Genomic DNA, 14,916 nt, shown 5'->3' with positions numbered 1-14,916 from the left:
CCGTCGTCCGTCCCGTCACGGCTCCATGTCGTCGTGGAGCACCACGCGGGACAGCTCGTAGCCGCCGCCCGGGAGGCGCCAGAAGTGCATCCGTCGGGCCGACGGCGTGTTGACCTGCAGCGATACGCGCCAGCAGGCCGCGCCGTCGTCCCTGACGCGCTGGGGGTCGTCGCCGCCGAGCCCGGAGCGCAGCGGGTGCACCTGGAGTCCGTTCATCTCCGGGGCCCGCCCCGTGACCACGTGCACGACGGTCCGCAGCACCTTGTCCCGCGAGATCCCCTCGACGGTCTCCAGCGACTCGAGGAACCGCGAACCGAGCACGTACTCCCCGAGCGGCCAGCGCTCCTTCTCCCCCGCCGGGACGATCTGCGCCCACGTCTGCGTGACCTCGAACCGGAACTGCTCGGCCGGGTCGGTGAAGTACCGCTCCGTCGTGACCTCGACGTCCCGCCCGAGCTCGCGCCGGTAGGCCGCCGACTTCGACTTCTCCGCCCGCAGCTGCGCTCGTGACCGTTCGAGCTGGTGGTCACGGCGATCCACCTGATCGCGCAGGTCGGCCACGTACTGGCGCAGCTCGTCGAGTTCCACCTCCGCCCGGCGCTTCTCGACCTTGACGTCGATCAGCTCCTTCTCCAGCCGCTTGACCTGGGCCTTCTGCGCGTCGAGCGCGAGGCTGAGGTCCCGGACGGCACCCTTGCTCCCGGACGGCGACGCCGGCCCGCCCGTGCCCGCCACGGCGGACCTGCTGTCCTCGGGCGGTGCGGGCAACGGGGCGGCGGCGTCCCCCGCGATCCGCGCGGCGATGTCCCCGGGCGTGGGCCGGCGCCTCGTCCCGCCGCCCGGGCGGTCGTGCTCCGGCGGGGCGCTCCGGACGGGGGACGGGGCGCTCCGGCCGCTCACCACCTCCGCGGGGGTGGGGATCCGGATCGGCCCGCTGCCCGTCTCCGGCTCCTGGAGTGACGGGTCCGGCGGGATCAGCCACGGCGGCCCGCCGTCCAGCAGCGACAGGGCGGACATCGGCTCGTCGGACTCGTCCACGTCGTCGAGCCGCAGCATGATGCCGTCGCCGGGCGCCTGCACGACGCGGCCGAGCACCACCTCGCCGGGGGTGAAGAGGTCGTCGAGGGCGTCGAGCCCGTTGCCCGTCACCCGCTCGCGCGGCACCCTGACCTGTACGGCGGGTACGACGGCGATCGTCACGGCCGCCTCGGTCACGGACTCCACCCTGCCGAGCACGACTTTGCCCACTCTATAGGCGTTCTTGACCGCACGACGCTGCGCGGCGTCGTCGGGCAGCATGCCGCGTGCATCGAGCGTGCCCCGTCCGGCGTCGTGCCTCCCGCGGACCTTCATGCCTCGCCGGAAGATGCTCTGCAACGGCACGCCGGGGAGGGTGAGCTCCTCCGCGATGGACGCCTGGCCGCCGTCGTCCAGTTCGATGAGGGCGCGGGAGCCGAGCACGCCCTGCACCGTCCCGCGCACCTCGGAACCGGCCGCGCCCGATCCGCCGGCGCCGGACCCGGCGGCGCCCGTGAGCCCGGCCCGCACCGCGGCCGACAGGGCGTCGCTGACGAGGCGGTCACGCACCTTGGGGCCGTCGGCCAGGGAGTACGCGAAGTGCAGCGGGGAGCGGCGCAGGTCGTGGATCCAGTCGAGCCCGGTGGGGTACACGCGGGACGCGCCGCCGTACACCTGCGTGTACTCGGGCATGCCGCGCGAGAAGGCCCAGGACACGTCGCCGGTCGGGATGACGACGACCTCGGCGAGCCCGGCGACGTCGTCGAGCACGCGCTGCGGGTCGACGTAGGGAGTGGTGCGGCCGGCGGGCGTGGAGACGACCACCACGGGCCAGGCCCGGTTCGGGACCTGAAGGAAGCGGGCGAACTCGCGCGCCTCGTCTTCGCTGGCGATCCTGTGCAGGCCGGTGGGTACCGAGATGTTCACCGCCCCGTTCGCCATGCCACACCTCCCTGTCTGCGTGACTTCACCCTATCGGTCCTTACTGAGTATTTGCCTGACGCACGCCAGATCCGCACTGTGTCGCGGTGATCCGCGTCGCGGACCGGCCCCTGCGGACCGTCCGCCCGGACGACCTCTACGATCGAAGGGTGACTCCGACCAGCACCACGACCATCGAGAACCGTGTCCGCGAGGCGCTCACGCGCGTCCTCGACCCCGAGATCCGCCGGCCCCTCACGGAGCTGGACATGGTGCGGTCCGTCACCGCGTCGGACGAGGGGGGCCCGGGGGTGCACGTCGTCGTCGGTATCGACCTCACGGTCGCCGGGTGTCCCATGAAGTCGACGCTGGTCAGGGACGTGACGGCCGCCGCGAGCGCCGTCGAGGGCGTGGCGGCCGTGGACGTGGACCTGGGGGTGATGACGCCCGACCAGCGCGCGGCGCTGCGGACCAGGCTGCGCGGGGGCACGGGTGAGCCGGTGATCCCGTTCGCGCAGCCGGGCTCGCTGACGAAGGTGTACGCGGTCGCGTCGGGCAAGGGCGGGGTCGGGAAGTCGTCGGTGACGGCGAACCTGGCAGTGGCGATGGCGGCGGACGGGCTGAGCGTGGGCGTGATCGACGCGGACATCTACGGGTTCTCGATCCCGCGGATGCTGGGGGTGGACCGGCAGCCGACGCGGGTGGACAACATGCTGCTGCCGCCGATCGCGCACGGGGTGAAGGTGGTGTCGATCGGCATGTTCGTGCCGGCCGGGCAGCCGGTGGTGTGGCGGGGGCCGATGCTGCACCGGGCGCTGGAGCAGTTCCTGTCGGACGTGTACTGGGGCGACCTGGACGTGCTGCTGCTGGACCTGCCGCCGGGGACGGGGGACATCGCGATCTCGGTGGCGCAGCTGCTGCCGCGCTCGGAGGTGCTGGTGGTGACGACGCCGCAGGCGGCCGCTGCTGAGGTGGCCGAGCGGGCCGGGTCGGTGGCGACGCAGACGTCGCAGAACGTGGTCGGCGTGGTGGAGAACATGTCGTGGCTCACCCAGCCCGACGGGTCTCGCCTGCACCTGTTCGGCGAGGGCGGGGGTGCGCAGGTCTCGGCCCGGCTGGGTGAGGTCCTGGGCACGGAGGTGCCGCTGCTGGGGCAGGTTCCGCTGGATGTCGCGGTCCGGGAGGGCGGGGATTCCGGGACGCCGGTCGCGCTGTCGGACCCGGATTCGCCGGGCGCCGTCGTGCTGCGTGAGGTTGCGCGCGGGCTGGCGGCGCGCAAGCGCGGGCTGGCGGGGATGCAGCTCGGTGTGACACCTGCCTAGCCTGCAGGCGCCGGGACACCGTCTACACTGGCGCACCGTCCCCTTTCCCCGTCCCCCTGAGGATTCATGAGCACCGCCGACGGCACCGCCGTGTCCACCGACCGACCGTCCGAGAGCCCGCCGACGAAAGTCCGGCGAAGAGTGGTGAACCGGACGGTCTTCCTCGGCTCGGCGGCGATCATCCTCGCCGTGGCCCTGTGGGCGATCTTCGCCCCGACGCAGGCCGAGGAGTCGATCGGGGTCGTCGTCGGCTGGATCTCCGACGGCTTCGGCTGGTACTACTTCCTGGTCGCTGCCGTGTTCCTGGTGTTCGTCATCCTGGTGGGTGTCTCCCGGATGGGGAAGATCCGCCTGGGGCCGGAGCAGTCGAAGCCGCAGTTCAACCTCTTCACGTGGGCGGCGATGCTGTTCGCGGCCGGTATCGGCACCGACCTGATGTTCTACTCGGTGGCCGAGCCGGCCTCGCAGTACTACTTCCCGCCCGCCGGCAGCGGTGAGGGCATCGAGGCCGCCCGCCAGGCCGTGGTGTGGACGCTGTTCCACTACGGGATCATCGGCTGGGGCATGTACGCGCTGATGGGTATGGCGCTGGCCTACTTCGCCTACCGCCGCAACATGCCGCTGAGCATCCGGTCGGTCCTGCACCCGCTGTTCGGCGACCGCGTGTGGGGCAAGCTGGGTGACGCGGTCGACATCGCGGCAGTGATCGGCACGATCTTCGGCCTGGCCACCACGCTCGGTATCGGTGTCGAGATGCTCAACCGCGGCCTGTTCGAGCTGTGGGGCGTTCCCGAGGGCACCGGCGCCCAGATCGGGCTGCTCGTGCTGGCCGTGGTCGTCGCGACGCTGTCCGTGGTCTCCGGTGTGGCGCGCGGTCTGCGCCGCCTGTCCGAGCTGAACGTGGTGCTGGCGATCGTGCTGATCGTGTGGATCCTGGCCTCCGGCAAGACGTCGTTCCTGCTCAACGGCCTGGTCATGAACCTCGGCGACTACGTGTCCCGCCTGCCCGGCATGACGCTGGACACCTACGCGTTCGAGGCCCCCGCCGAGTGGATGGGCTGGTGGACGCTGTTCTTCTGGGCCTGGTGGGTGGCCTGGGCGCCGTTCGTGGGCCTGTTCCTCGCGCGCATCTCGCGTGGCCGCACCATCCGTCAGTTCGTGATCGGCACACTGACCATCCCGTTCGTGTTCGTGCTGCTGTGGGTGTCGGTGTTCGGCAACAGCGCGCTCGACCTCATGCTGAACGGGGGCGCCGCCGGCGCGGAGTTCGGCGAGAACGCCGTCAACGACCCTGCCAGCGGCATCTACGCCCTGCTGCAGCAGTTCCCGGCCGCGCCGCTCACGATCGGCATCGCCGTGATCACGGGCCTGCTGTTCTATGTCACGTCCGCCGACTCCGGCGCGCTCGTGCTGTCCAACTTCACGTCCCGCCTGCACAAGGCCGGCGACGACGGTCCCGCGTGGCTCCGCATCTTCTGGGCCGCCGCGACCGGTCTGCTCACCATGGCCATGCTCCTGGCGGGCGGCATCACGACCCTGCAGTCCGGCACCATCATCATGGGCCTGCCGTTCTCGTTCGTCATGGTCGCCGTGATGCTCGGGCTGTACAAGGTGCTGCGCACCGAGGGCCACAAGACCGACACGCTGCGCACCTCACTGCCCGCGAGCCTGTCGGACCGCACGCACGCCGACGGCGTCGCCGGCCATTCCTGGAAGCTCCGGCTCCGGCGCATGCTGAGCTTCCCGACGAGGGCGCAGTCGCGCCGGTTCGTCGAGAACGTGTGCCGGCCGGCCCTGACCGAGGTGGTCACGGAGCTGACGGAGCAGGACGCCACGGCCTCGGTCGCCGAGTCCGGTGAGGTCGCCGGCGTCCCGTGCCTCACCCTCACGGTGGAGCACGGCGACGACGAGCCGTTCACCTACCGGCTGTGCCCCGTCGAGGCGCCCACCCCCGTGTTCGCCTCGGGCCGCCCGGTCGGCGAGGACTACTACGTGCGTATCGAGGTGTACCTCACCGAGGGCACCCAGGGGTACGACGTCACGGGCTATACCAAGGAGCAGCTCATCGCCGACGTGCTCGACCAGTACGAACGGCATCTCATCTACCTGCAGACCGTCCAGCAGGCCGCCGACGGCGCCGCCGAGCCCGTCGTCGCACCGAACCACGTGCCCGGCGCATCCTGAGAGGCACCACCATGAGCGCATCCTCCCTGTACATCGACGGCGCGTGGCAGGCCGCGGCCGACGGGGCCACCCGCGACATCGTGTGCCCCGCCGACGGCTCCGACGCCGGAACGGTGTCGGAGGCGTCCGCCGCCGACACGGAGCGCGCGATCGCCGCCGCCCGGCGCGCGTTCGACGCCGGCCCGTGGCGCGCCACCACCGCGCCGGAGCGCGGCGACCTGCTGCTGCGGGTCGCGGACGCCCTGACGGAACGCAAGGCGGAGTTCGCCCGCGCGGAGTCGCGGGACACCGGCAAGCGGCGGGTCGAGGCCGAGATCGACATGGACGACTGCATCGCCTGCTTCCGCTACTTCGGCAAGCTCGCTGGCCTCGACGCCGGGCGCATGGTCGACGCGGGCAGCCACGACGTCGTCAGCCGCGTCCAGTACGAGCCGGTGGGCGTGTGCGGGCTCATCTCCCCGTGGAACTACCCGCTGCTGCAGGCCGTGTGGAAGGTGGCGCCGGCGCTGGCCGCAGGCAACACGTTCGTGCTCAAGCCCAGCGAGCTCACCCCGCACACCGCGATGCTGCTCATGGAGGTGCTGTCCGACGCCGGCGTCCCGGCCGGGGTGGCCAACCTCGTTACGGGCGCCGGCCCGACGGCGGGCGGGCCGCTGAGCACGCACCCGGACATCGACATGGTGTCGTTCACCGGCGGGCTCGTCACCGGGCGCCTCATCGCCGCGAACGCGGCGGCCACGGTGAAGAAGGTGGCGCTGGAGCTCGGCGGGAAGAACCCGAACGTGGTGTTCGCGGACGTCGCGGCGACGGACGAGGGCTTCGACGCGGCCGTGGACAACGCGCTGAACGCCGCCTTCGTCCACTCCGGCCAGGTCTGCTCGGCGGGCGCCCGGCTGCTCGTCGAGGAGTCGCTCCACGACCGTTTCGTCGATGAGCTCGTGCGCCGCACCGAGTTGATCCGGCTCGGCGGCCCCGACGATCCGGACGCGGAGACCGGCCCGCTGATCTCCGCCGCGCACCGCGACAAGGTCACCGCGTACGTCGACCGGGCCGTGGCCGACGGCGCCGTGCTGCGCTGCGGCGGCGCGTGGGGCGAGGGCGAGCTGACGAAGGGCTTCTACTACCTGCCCACGGTGCTCGACGGCGTCGCGCGCGGTGCGGCCGCCGTCGTCGACGAGGCGTTCGGGCCGGTCGTCACCGTCGAGACGTTCCGCACCGAGGACGAGGCCGTCGAGATCGCGAACGACACGCACTACGGCCTGGCCGGCGCCGTCTGGACGGCCGATGCGGGCAGGGCGCAGCGCGTCGCCAACCGGCTGCGGCACGGCACGATCTGGATCAACGACTACCACCCCTACCTGCCGCAGGCGGAGTGGGGCGGGTTCAAGCAGTCCGGCTTCGGCCGTGAACTCGGACCCACGGGCCTGGCCGAGTACCAGGAGGCCAAGCACGTCTACCAGAACCTGCGCCCGGCCGTGACCGGCTGGTTCGCACAGCGGTGAGGGGAGAAAGCATGTCCCGGGAGTACGACTACGTCGTGGTCGGCGGCGGGTCCGCCGGGGCCGCCGTCGCGGCCCGCCTGTCGGAGGATCCCGACGTCACGGTCGCCCTGCTGGAGGCCGGCCCGTCCGACGTGGACGACGACGCCGTCCTGCGCCTCGACCGGTGGATGCACCTGCTCGAGTCCGGCTACGACTGGGACTACCTCGTCGAGCCGCAGGAGAGGGGCAACTCCTTCATGCGGCAGGCGCGCGCCCGCGTGCTCGGCGGCTGCTCGTCGCACAACTCCTGCATCGCGTTCCACCCGCCGGCCGAGGACCTCGACCGCTGGGCCGAACTCGGCGCGACCGGGTGGGAGGCGTCGGAGTCGCTGCCGTTCGTGCGCAAGCTGGAGAACAACGACCAGCCCGGCGAGCACCACGGCCACGACGGCCCCGTGCGGCTGCGCCAGGTCCCCGCCGCGGACCCGTGCGGCGTCGCACTGCTCGATGCCTGCGAGCAGGCCGGTATCCCGCGCGTGCGGTTCAACGACGGGACGACCGTCACCAGCGGCGCGAACTTCTTCCAGATCAACGCCCGTGAGGACGGCGTGCGCTCGTCGTCATCGGTCTCCTACCTGCACCCCGTGCTGGACCGGAAGAACCTGACGATCCTCACGGAGCACTGGGTGAAGCGGATCGTGTTCGACTCCCCGGACGGCCCCGGTACGGGGATGCCCCGCGCGACCGGCGTCGAGGTGCAGGCCCCGGACCTGATCCACACGGTGCGCGTCACGGCACGCCGCGAGGTGGTGCTGTCGGCGGGCGCCATCGACTCGCCGAAGCTGCTCATGCTGTCCGGCATCGGTCCCGCCGAGCACCTGCGCGAGGTCGGCGTCGAGGTGCTGGTGGACTCCCCCGGCGTCGGCTCCCACACGCAGGACCACCCGGAGGGCGTGATCTCCTGGGAGGCGAAGCAGCCCATGGTGACCGAGTCCACCCAGTGGTGGGAGATCGGGATCTTCACGCGGACCCCCGAGGCCGAGGCCCGCGGCGACGCCGTGCCCGACCTGATGATGCACTACGGCTCCGTCCCGTTCGACATGCACACCGTGCGCCACGGCTACCCGAGCGCCGAGAACGTCTTCTGCCTCACGCCGAACGTGACGCACGCGCGGTCGCGGGGCACGGTACGGCTGCGGTCGCGCGACTTCCGCGACAAGCCGAAGGTGGATCCGCGCTACTTCACCGACGAAAGCGATCTGCGCGTCATGGTCGAGGGCGTCAAGCTCGCCCGGACGATCGCGGCGCAGCCGGCGATGGCGGAATGGACCGGGCGGGAGCTGTTCCCGGGGCCCGACGTGCGGACGGACGAGGAGATCGCCGACTACCTCTCCCGCACCCACAACACCGTCTACCACCCCACGGGCTCGGTCCGGATGGGCGCCGAGGACGACGACTCCTCGCCGCTCGACCCGCGGCTGCGGGTCAAGGGCGTCACCGGGCTGCGGGTCGCGGACGCCTCGGTGATGCCGGAGATCACCACGGTCAACCCGAACATCACGGTGATGATGATCGGCGAGCGCTGCGCGGACTTCATCACGCGAGACAGGGCCTGACGGCGCGCGCCCGCCACATAGGATCTGGGCCATGCCTTCCACGCCGCAGTGGCTCGAGTCCTGGACGCCCGCCGGGGGCGCCGGACGTGTCCGTACCGTGTTCTCCGACGCCTTCGACGGCGGCGCGCCCGACGGCGTCTGGTTCGCCCCGGGCCGCGTCAACCTGATCGGCGAGCACACCGACTACAACGCCGGTCTCTGCCTGCCCACCGCGTTGCCCCACCGGACGTACGTGGCGCTCCGGGCGCGCGAGGACGACGTCGTGCGGATCGTCTCCGCGCAGACACCGGACGAGCCGTGGGAGGCACGGCTGTCCGACGTCGGCCCCGGGTCTGTCAGCGGCTGGGGCGCCTACGTGGCGGGCGTGGCCTGGGCGCTCGCCGAGGCGGGACACAAGGTCGGTGGATTCGACGCCGCCGTCGACTCCTGCGTGCCGTTCGGGGCCGGGCTGAGCTCGTCGGCGTCGCTCGAGGCCGCCTTCGCGGTGGCGATCGACGACGTGGACGCGCTCGGGCTGGCGGCCACCGACGCCGGCCGCACCGAGCTGGTGGACGCCTGCCGCCGCGCCGAGAACGAGATCGCCGGGGCACCCACCGGGGGCCTCGACCAGTCCGCCTCCCTGCGCTGCGCCGAGGGGCGTGCCCTGCTGCTGGACTTCCGGCCGGGGCTGTCGGCCCTCGAGTCGGGCCGGCCGGTCCGGTTCGAACCGGCCGCGGCGGGCCTGGAGCTGCTGGTCGTCGACACGCGCGCCCCGCACGCCCTGGTCGACGGCCAGTACGGCGCCCGCCGCGCGGCCTGCGAGGAGGCCGCCGGACTGCTCGGGCTGGCGAACCTGCGCGAGATCGCGCCGGACGGGCTGGAGACCGCCCTGGCCGAGCTCGCCCCGCACGACGAGGACGGGGTCCTCGCGCGCCGCGTCCGCCATGTCGTGACCGAGACCGACCGCACCGCCCGGTTCGTGGATCTCGTGTCGCGGGGCCTGGTCGCGGAGGTGGGCCCGCTCATGACGGCGTCGCACGCCTCGCTCCGGGACGACTACGAGGTGTCCTGCCGCGAGCTCGACCTGGTGGTCGACACGGCGATGGCGGCGGGCGCCGTGGGCGCGCGCATGACCGGGGGCGGTTTCGGCGGCTCGGCGATCGCACTGGTCCCCCGGGAACACGTCGAGCACGCGGCCACCGCCGTGAACAGGGCCTTTGCCGACGCCGGGCTGACCGCCCCGGCATTCCTGGCGGCGCCTCCGTCGGCCGGCGCGGGCGCCGTGTGACCTGAGAATTTCAGCCTTCCGCGCGAGTTCCGCTATTTTGTGGGCCACGCGGTGTCGCGGGGGCACCGCGAGTGCACGTCGGTGCACGACACGAGGGGACGGAACCAGTGCCACGCAGCGCACCGGTCACAGAAGGCATGTTGAGGCCCGCCGTCGTCGCCACGATCCTGGCGGTGCTCGCCGCCGTCGTCCTGGCCGGATGCGGGATCGGCGGGACGGGCTCGGGCGACGGGTTCGCCACGGGCGACGACTTCTCCTACATGGCGGAGGTCACGGACTCCGACGGCGGTGCGACGCGGTTCGGCCTGATCGAGGGCATCATCTCGTCCGACGGCCAGATCACGGGCGAGCGCCGGATCGTCGACGTCGAGGACAGCATGATCAGCACCGACACGACCGAGTTCACGGGCGAGCTGGACGAGGACGGCACGGCGACCTTCCGGGGCATCGGCCCGGACGGCGGCGACGTGACCGCGACGCTCGAGGACTCCAAGTCGATGATGGTCACCGATCAGGAGCCGGGGTTCGCGGCCACGTCATGGCATCGCGCGTCCCTCCCGGCGTTCAACAACGCGATCCAGGACGCCGCGCGGAGTTAGGCGGTGCCGGTCAGGCCGTGCCACGCGGAGTCGGACGCCGTGCGGAGTCAGAGGCCGCAGAGTCAGAAGTCGTAGACGGCGACCACCGCGGCGTGGTCGCTCCAGCGTTCCGCGTACGACGGCGCCCGGTCGACCTCGACCTTCCGGCACGCCGGTGCGAGGGCCGGGTTGGCGTACTGGTAGTCGATGCGCCATCCGGCGTCGTTGTCGAACGCCTTGCCGCGCCACGACCACCACGTGTACGGCCCGGGGCCGTCGCCGCCGTGCGCGCGGCCGAGGTCGGTCCAGCCGAGCTCGGCCCAGCGGTCGAGGTGGGCGCGCTCGGCCGGGAGGAAGCCGGCGCTGTTCAGGTTGCCCTTCCAGTTCTTGATGTCCGACTGCGTGTGGGCGATGTTGATGTCGCCGGCGACGACGACGGGGGTGCCGGTGACGGCGAGCTCCGCCAGGCGGGCCGTGGTGCGCTCCAGGTAGGCGTACTTCGCCTCCATCGTCGCCTCCTCGCCGGGCTTGGTGGACCCGGAGTGCTGGTAGGTCGAGACGGCGGTGAGCGTGCCGGCGTCGTGGGGCAGGGCGATGTCGGCCTCGATCCAGCGGCCGGTGTCCACGGCGGACTCCGCGCCGTCGCCGGGTGCCGGCAACCCGGGTCGGACGTCCACGAGGGGGTGGCGCGAGGCGACGAGCACGCCGGCCCTGCCCTTGATCTCGCTGCCGAGATTCGCCACGTGCCAGCCGTCGAGGTACTCCTCGACGACGGCGGCCGGGGCGCGGACCTCCTGCAGGAGCAGGACGTCCGGCGTGCGGGCGGCGATCCAGGCGTCCATCCCGCGGCGGAAGGCGGCGCGGATCCCGTTGACGTTGGCGGTGGCGACGATCAGCTCAGGCACGCGGGCAACTCTACGTCGGCGGCCGGCGGGCCGGGGCGGGCGCAGGTGGTCTGAGGTGGGCTGAGGCGTTCTGAGGTACCTCAGGCGAGGTCTGAGGTGGGTGCGGGGGTTCGTCTGAGGTGGGGTCGTGCCGCAGGACTGGGCGGTCGGCCGATGTGGCGGGGGCTGGCTCACGACGAATGTTCTCGGTATCGCACCGGACGGGCAGCAGGGCCCGCCGGACAGGATCACCGGAGGAATCATGTCGCTGTGGGGAACCGCCATCGACGCGGAAGTGAAGTACCGCCGGGAGGAGCTGGAGAAGGCCTGGGGCGGCCGGCAGAGGAAGGCGCCGAAGGACAAGAAGCGTGCCGCACGCAAGCCGGCCGAGAAGCGGACCTCGCAGATCCGCCGGGGCCTGGCGGGCATGGCACCCGAGCCCGCGCACCGCGGTCTGTTCGCATGACGGGCGGCCGGGAATCCGGCACCTCGGTCGTCAGCGGGACGGTGGCCGCCACACCCGACGGTGTGGCGACGGCCGCCCCGCTGACGGCCGTGCGCCGGAACACCGGCGGGAATGTCAGTGACTGGTGGGACGATGTCCCCGTGCGGCGCTCCACGGCAATTCCCCTGGTCTCCCGGCAGGAGCCGGTCGGCTCACTCCTTCGCGCGGTCGAACGCGCCTCGGCGGGTCGCCCGGGCCTCGTGCTCGTCGGGGGCGACGCCGGGGTGGGCAAGACCCGGCTGATCAGCCATGTCGCGCAGGCGGCGGAGCGTGCGGGGGCCAGCGCCGTCGTCGTGCACTGCGTCGACCTGGGGCAGGTGGGGATCCCCTACCTGCCGTTCACGGACGCCCTGGCCCAGCTCCAGGCCGGGGCGGCGGGGTCGGAGGCCGCCGAGCGGGTCGCCGGCCTCGTGGCCGAACGGCCCGCGCTGTGGCGCCTGCTGGAGCCCGGCGGGGGCGCCGGCGCCGACCACGACGAGCGCCTCCAGCTCTTCGAGGGCATCGCGCGCAGTCTCGGCGAGGCCGGCGAGCCGGACCGGCCGGTCCTGCTGATCGTCGAGGACGTGCACTGGGCCGACGCCTCGACCCGCGACGTGCTGCGGTTCCTCGCAGCCCGCGCGCGGTCGGAGAATCTCCTCGTGGTGGTGACCTACCGGTCCGACGACGTCGACCGGCGCCACCCGCTGCGCCCCGTGCTCGCCGAGCTGTCCCGGCTGGAGCACGTGGAGCGCATCGACCTCAAGCCGTTCGACGAGGCCGAGCTGCGCGAGTTCACGACGGCGCTGGCGGGCGGCCCGCTGAGCGCCGGCGAGTTCGCGAGCGTGCTGGACCGCTCCGAGGGCAACGCGTTCTTCGCGGAGGAGCTGCTGGACGCCGGGCCCGGACCCGGGGTCCTGCCCTGGACCCTGACCGAGGTGCTGCGGACGCGGCTCGAACGGCTCGACCCGGAGGTGCAGCAGGTCGTGCGCCTCGCGTCCGTGGCGGGCCGTCGCGTGCGCGAGGACCTCCTGCGCGCGGCGGCCGCCCAGCGGGGCCGGTCGGCCGGGATCGACGCCGCACTGCGCGAGGCGGTGACCCAGCAGGTCCTGATGGTGTCGGGCGGGCACCTCGAGTTCCGGCACGCGCTGCTGGCCGAGGTCCTGTACTCCGATCTGCTCCCCGGCGAGCGGTCCGAGATGCACCGCGCGTACCTCGCCGCGCTGGCGCAGGAGCGTCCGGACGGGACGCCCCTGGGCGGCGCCGCCGAGCGCGCGCACCATGCCGTCGAGGCGCACGACCTGCCCGCGGCCGTGCTCGCCTCTCACGAGGCGGCCCTCGCCGCGCGCGGCCTGCTGGCCCCCGAGGAGGAGCTGCGGCACCGCGAGCAGGTGCTCGCCCTGTGGGAGTCGGTCCCGGAGGCGGAGTCGCTGCTCGGCATGGACAGGGTCGCGGTCGCCGTCGCCGCCGGCGAGGCCGCCTCCAAGGCGGGCGACCCGGCGCGCGCGGTCCGGCTCACCAGCCGCGCGATCGACGACCTGACGGACGACCCGGCGCGCCGTGCGGCACTGCGGCACGTCCTCGTACGGCGCCAGCTCGAGCTGCCCGACTGGGGCGAGCACGCCGAGGACGACGGCCGGGAGCTGCGGGCGGCGCTGGACGTCCTGCCGGCCGCGAGTGCCGACCGGGTGTGGAGCGACGCCCTGCTGGCGCGGATCGCGATGGAGATGGACCTCGACGACGAGGCCCGCGAGCAGGCGGAGCGCGCCGCGGAGGGCGCGCGGGCGCTCGGCGAGCACGGCGCCCTGGCCGATGCTCTCGCGACGCTCGCGGTGCTCGATGTCGGTGACGCCGACAAGGCGGCGCGCCTCCTCGACGAGGCGTGCGCCGCGGCGGTCCGGGCCGGGGACGTCCTCGCGGAGATGCGCTGCCTCCACAACGTGGCGGCCAACCGCTTCTACGCCGGCCACCTCGCCGACGCAGAGCAGAAGGTGGCCCACGGGCTCGCCCGCGCGGAGGAGCTGGGCCTCGCCTGGAGCACCTACCCGGTGAACCTGCGGATCCTGCAGGAAGTCATGCTGTACTTCCGCGGTGACCTCGCACCGCGGCCGTTCGGGGACGTGCCCCCGACGTCGGTGCAGGTCCTGAACGCGGTCGGGATGTACGCGGCCGTCGCGCGCGGGGACGACGACGTCCTCACGCGGGGCGAGGCGCTGCTTGCGCACTGGCACGACGACGGGATGATCGCGCTCATCGGCGGTGGCACCCTCGTGGACGCGCTCACCTGGGCGGGCCGGCACGACGAGGCGTTCGCGCTCGCCGAGCAGGTCACGGACCACCTGGTGAGCGTGTGGAACGAGCTGTTCCTCGGCGGGATCTGGCTGTCCGCGCTGGCGATCGCCGCGCTGGCCGACGCGGCGGAGGCGGACCGGTCGTCCGGCCGTGCGGGCAGCCCCGCGGGCACGACCCGGGAGATGGTCGCGGCGGAGCGGCTGGAACGGGGTGACGCGCTCCTCGACCTCGCCCGGAACACGGCGGAGCGGGGGCGGCCGCGCGGCGGTGTCCTCGGGCCGGAGGGAAGCGCCTGGCTGCAGCGGGCCGCGGCGGAGAACACCCGGCTGCACGCCGCGGTCGGGGACGGTGAGGCGGCGCCCGCGTTGTGGCGCGAGACGGCGGACGCCTGGCAGGAGACCGTCAAGGCCTTCGACTTCGGGTACCGCTACGAGGTGGCGCGCTCACGCTACCGGTGGGCCGAGGCCCTGCTCGGCGCGGGCGAGAAGGAGTCCGCCGCGACAGCCGCGGCGGAGGCCCTGGCCGAGGCGACCGCCATGGGCGCCGTCCCGCTCGCCGAGGCGGTGCGCGCGCTCGGCAGGCGCGCCCGGCTGGACCTGCCCGGCGTGCGCCGGGCGACGGCGTCGACCCTCACCGACCGCGAGGAGGAGGTCCTGACCCTGGTGGCGCAGGGCCTGTCGAACCGGCAGATCGGCGAGCGTCTCTACATCTCGACCAAGACGGTGAGCGTGCACGTGTCGAACGTCATGGCGAAGCTCGGGGCCTCGGGACGGGCGGAGGCGGTGAGCCTGGCACACCGTCGCGGCCTGCTGGAGGTCTGACGGATGGCGACGATCACCGCCTCGCGCGCTCGAACACCTTCGCGCCGGGTCT

At 73.0% G+C, this 14,916-nt stretch carries 10 protein-coding genes; 8 read left to right on the top strand and 2 right to left on the bottom strand.

Annotated features, from left to right (window positions below; translation table 11 throughout):
* Positions 1–15 precede the first annotated feature (15 nt).
* Positions 16–1,959, bottom strand: a complete 1,944-nt coding sequence (locus tag ACYVK5_RS04825; protein ID WP_460702339.1) for a hypothetical protein — start codon at positions 1,957–1,959, stop codon at positions 16–18.
* A 149-nt stretch (positions 1,960–2,108) separates the two neighbouring features.
* On the opposite strand from ACYVK5_RS04825, the gene ACYVK5_RS04820 reads away from it, so the two are divergent.
* The 6 genes from ACYVK5_RS04820 to ACYVK5_RS04795 all read left to right on the top strand — a co-directional run bounded on the left by ACYVK5_RS04820 (position 2,109) and on the right by ACYVK5_RS04795 (position 10,407).
* On the top strand, positions 2,109–3,260 hold the full coding sequence (locus tag ACYVK5_RS04820; RefSeq protein WP_460702338.1) for an Mrp/NBP35 family ATP-binding protein: 1,152 nt from the start codon (positions 2,109–2,111) through the stop codon (positions 3,258–3,260).
* Between the two features lie 66 nt (positions 3,261–3,326).
* Positions 3,327–5,444: a choline BCCT transporter BetT gene (gene betT, locus ACYVK5_RS04815; protein WP_460702337.1), complete on the top strand. Its 2,118-nt coding sequence runs from the start codon at positions 3,327–3,329 to the stop codon at positions 5,442–5,444.
* An 11-nt stretch (positions 5,445–5,455) separates the two neighbouring features.
* Positions 5,456–6,946, top strand: a complete 1,491-nt coding sequence (locus tag ACYVK5_RS04810) for an aldehyde dehydrogenase family protein (RefSeq protein WP_460702336.1) — start codon at positions 5,456–5,458, stop codon at positions 6,944–6,946.
* Positions 6,947–6,957: 11 nt separating this feature from the next.
* Positions 6,958–8,541, top strand: a complete 1,584-nt coding sequence (locus tag ACYVK5_RS04805; RefSeq protein ID WP_460702335.1) for a GMC family oxidoreductase — start codon at positions 6,958–6,960, stop codon at positions 8,539–8,541.
* A gap of 31 nt (positions 8,542–8,572) precedes the next feature.
* On the top strand, positions 8,573–9,808 hold the full coding sequence (gene galK / locus ACYVK5_RS04800; protein WP_460702334.1) for a galactokinase: 1,236 nt from the start codon (positions 8,573–8,575) through the stop codon (positions 9,806–9,808).
* 137 nt (positions 9,809–9,945) lie between these two features.
* Positions 9,946–10,407 carry a hypothetical protein gene (locus tag ACYVK5_RS04795; protein WP_460702333.1) on the top strand — a complete coding sequence of 154 codons (462 nt, stop codon included), beginning with the start codon at positions 9,946–9,948 and terminating at the stop codon, positions 10,405–10,407.
* Between the two features lie 62 nt (positions 10,408–10,469).
* On the opposite strand, the gene ACYVK5_RS04790 is transcribed toward ACYVK5_RS04795, so the two are convergent.
* A complete protein-coding gene (locus tag ACYVK5_RS04790; RefSeq protein WP_460702332.1) occupies positions 10,470–11,291 on the bottom strand; it encodes an exodeoxyribonuclease III in 822 nt (273 codons plus the stop codon).
* A 241-nt stretch (positions 11,292–11,532) separates the two neighbouring features.
* Here ACYVK5_RS04790 and ACYVK5_RS04785 point away from each other — a divergent pair, with 241 nt between their 5' ends.
* Both ACYVK5_RS04785 and ACYVK5_RS04780 read left to right on the top strand, forming a co-directional pair.
* A complete protein-coding gene (locus ACYVK5_RS04785) occupies positions 11,533–11,736 on the top strand; it encodes a hypothetical protein (protein WP_460702331.1) in 204 nt (67 codons plus the stop codon).
* Positions 11,733–14,864 (top strand): helix-turn-helix transcriptional regulator, encoded by a 3,132-nt coding sequence (locus ACYVK5_RS04780; protein ID WP_460702329.1) that lies wholly within the window; start codon positions 11,733–11,735, stop codon positions 14,862–14,864. Before ACYVK5_RS04785 ends, ACYVK5_RS04780 begins: the two co-directional genes overlap by 4 nt.
* Positions 14,865–14,916: the final 52 nt, after the last annotated feature.

The sequence above is a fragment of the Myceligenerans halotolerans genome, assembly GCF_054782975.1.
Note: the sequence above shows the minus strand (reverse complement) of the source record. Positions and strands in the feature narration are given on the sequence as shown.

What these genes read in the sequence shown, in the direction of transcription:
- ACYVK5_RS04825 (WP_460702339.1), bottom strand. Translation starts at nt 1,959, where the DNA reads ATGGCGAACGGGGCGGTGAACATCTCGGTACCCACCGGCCTGCACAGG.
- betT (WP_460702337.1), top strand. Translation starts at nt 3,327, where the DNA reads ATGAGCACCGCCGACGGCACCGCCGTGTCCACCGACCGACCGTCCGAG.
- ACYVK5_RS04810 (WP_460702336.1), top strand. Translation starts at nt 5,456, where the DNA reads ATGAGCGCATCCTCCCTGTACATCGACGGCGCGTGGCAGGCCGCGGCC.
- ACYVK5_RS04805 (WP_460702335.1), top strand. Translation starts at nt 6,958, where the DNA reads ATGTCCCGGGAGTACGACTACGTCGTGGTCGGCGGCGGGTCCGCCGGG.
- galK (WP_460702334.1), top strand. Translation starts at nt 8,573, where the DNA reads ATGCCTTCCACGCCGCAGTGGCTCGAGTCCTGGACGCCCGCCGGGGGC.
- ACYVK5_RS04795 (WP_460702333.1), top strand. Translation starts at nt 9,946, where the DNA reads ATGTTGAGGCCCGCCGTCGTCGCCACGATCCTGGCGGTGCTCGCCGCC.
- ACYVK5_RS04785 (WP_460702331.1), top strand. Translation starts at nt 11,533, where the DNA reads ATGTCGCTGTGGGGAACCGCCATCGACGCGGAAGTGAAGTACCGCCGG.
- ACYVK5_RS04780 (WP_460702329.1), top strand. Translation starts at nt 11,733, where the DNA reads ATGACGGGCGGCCGGGAATCCGGCACCTCGGTCGTCAGCGGGACGGTG.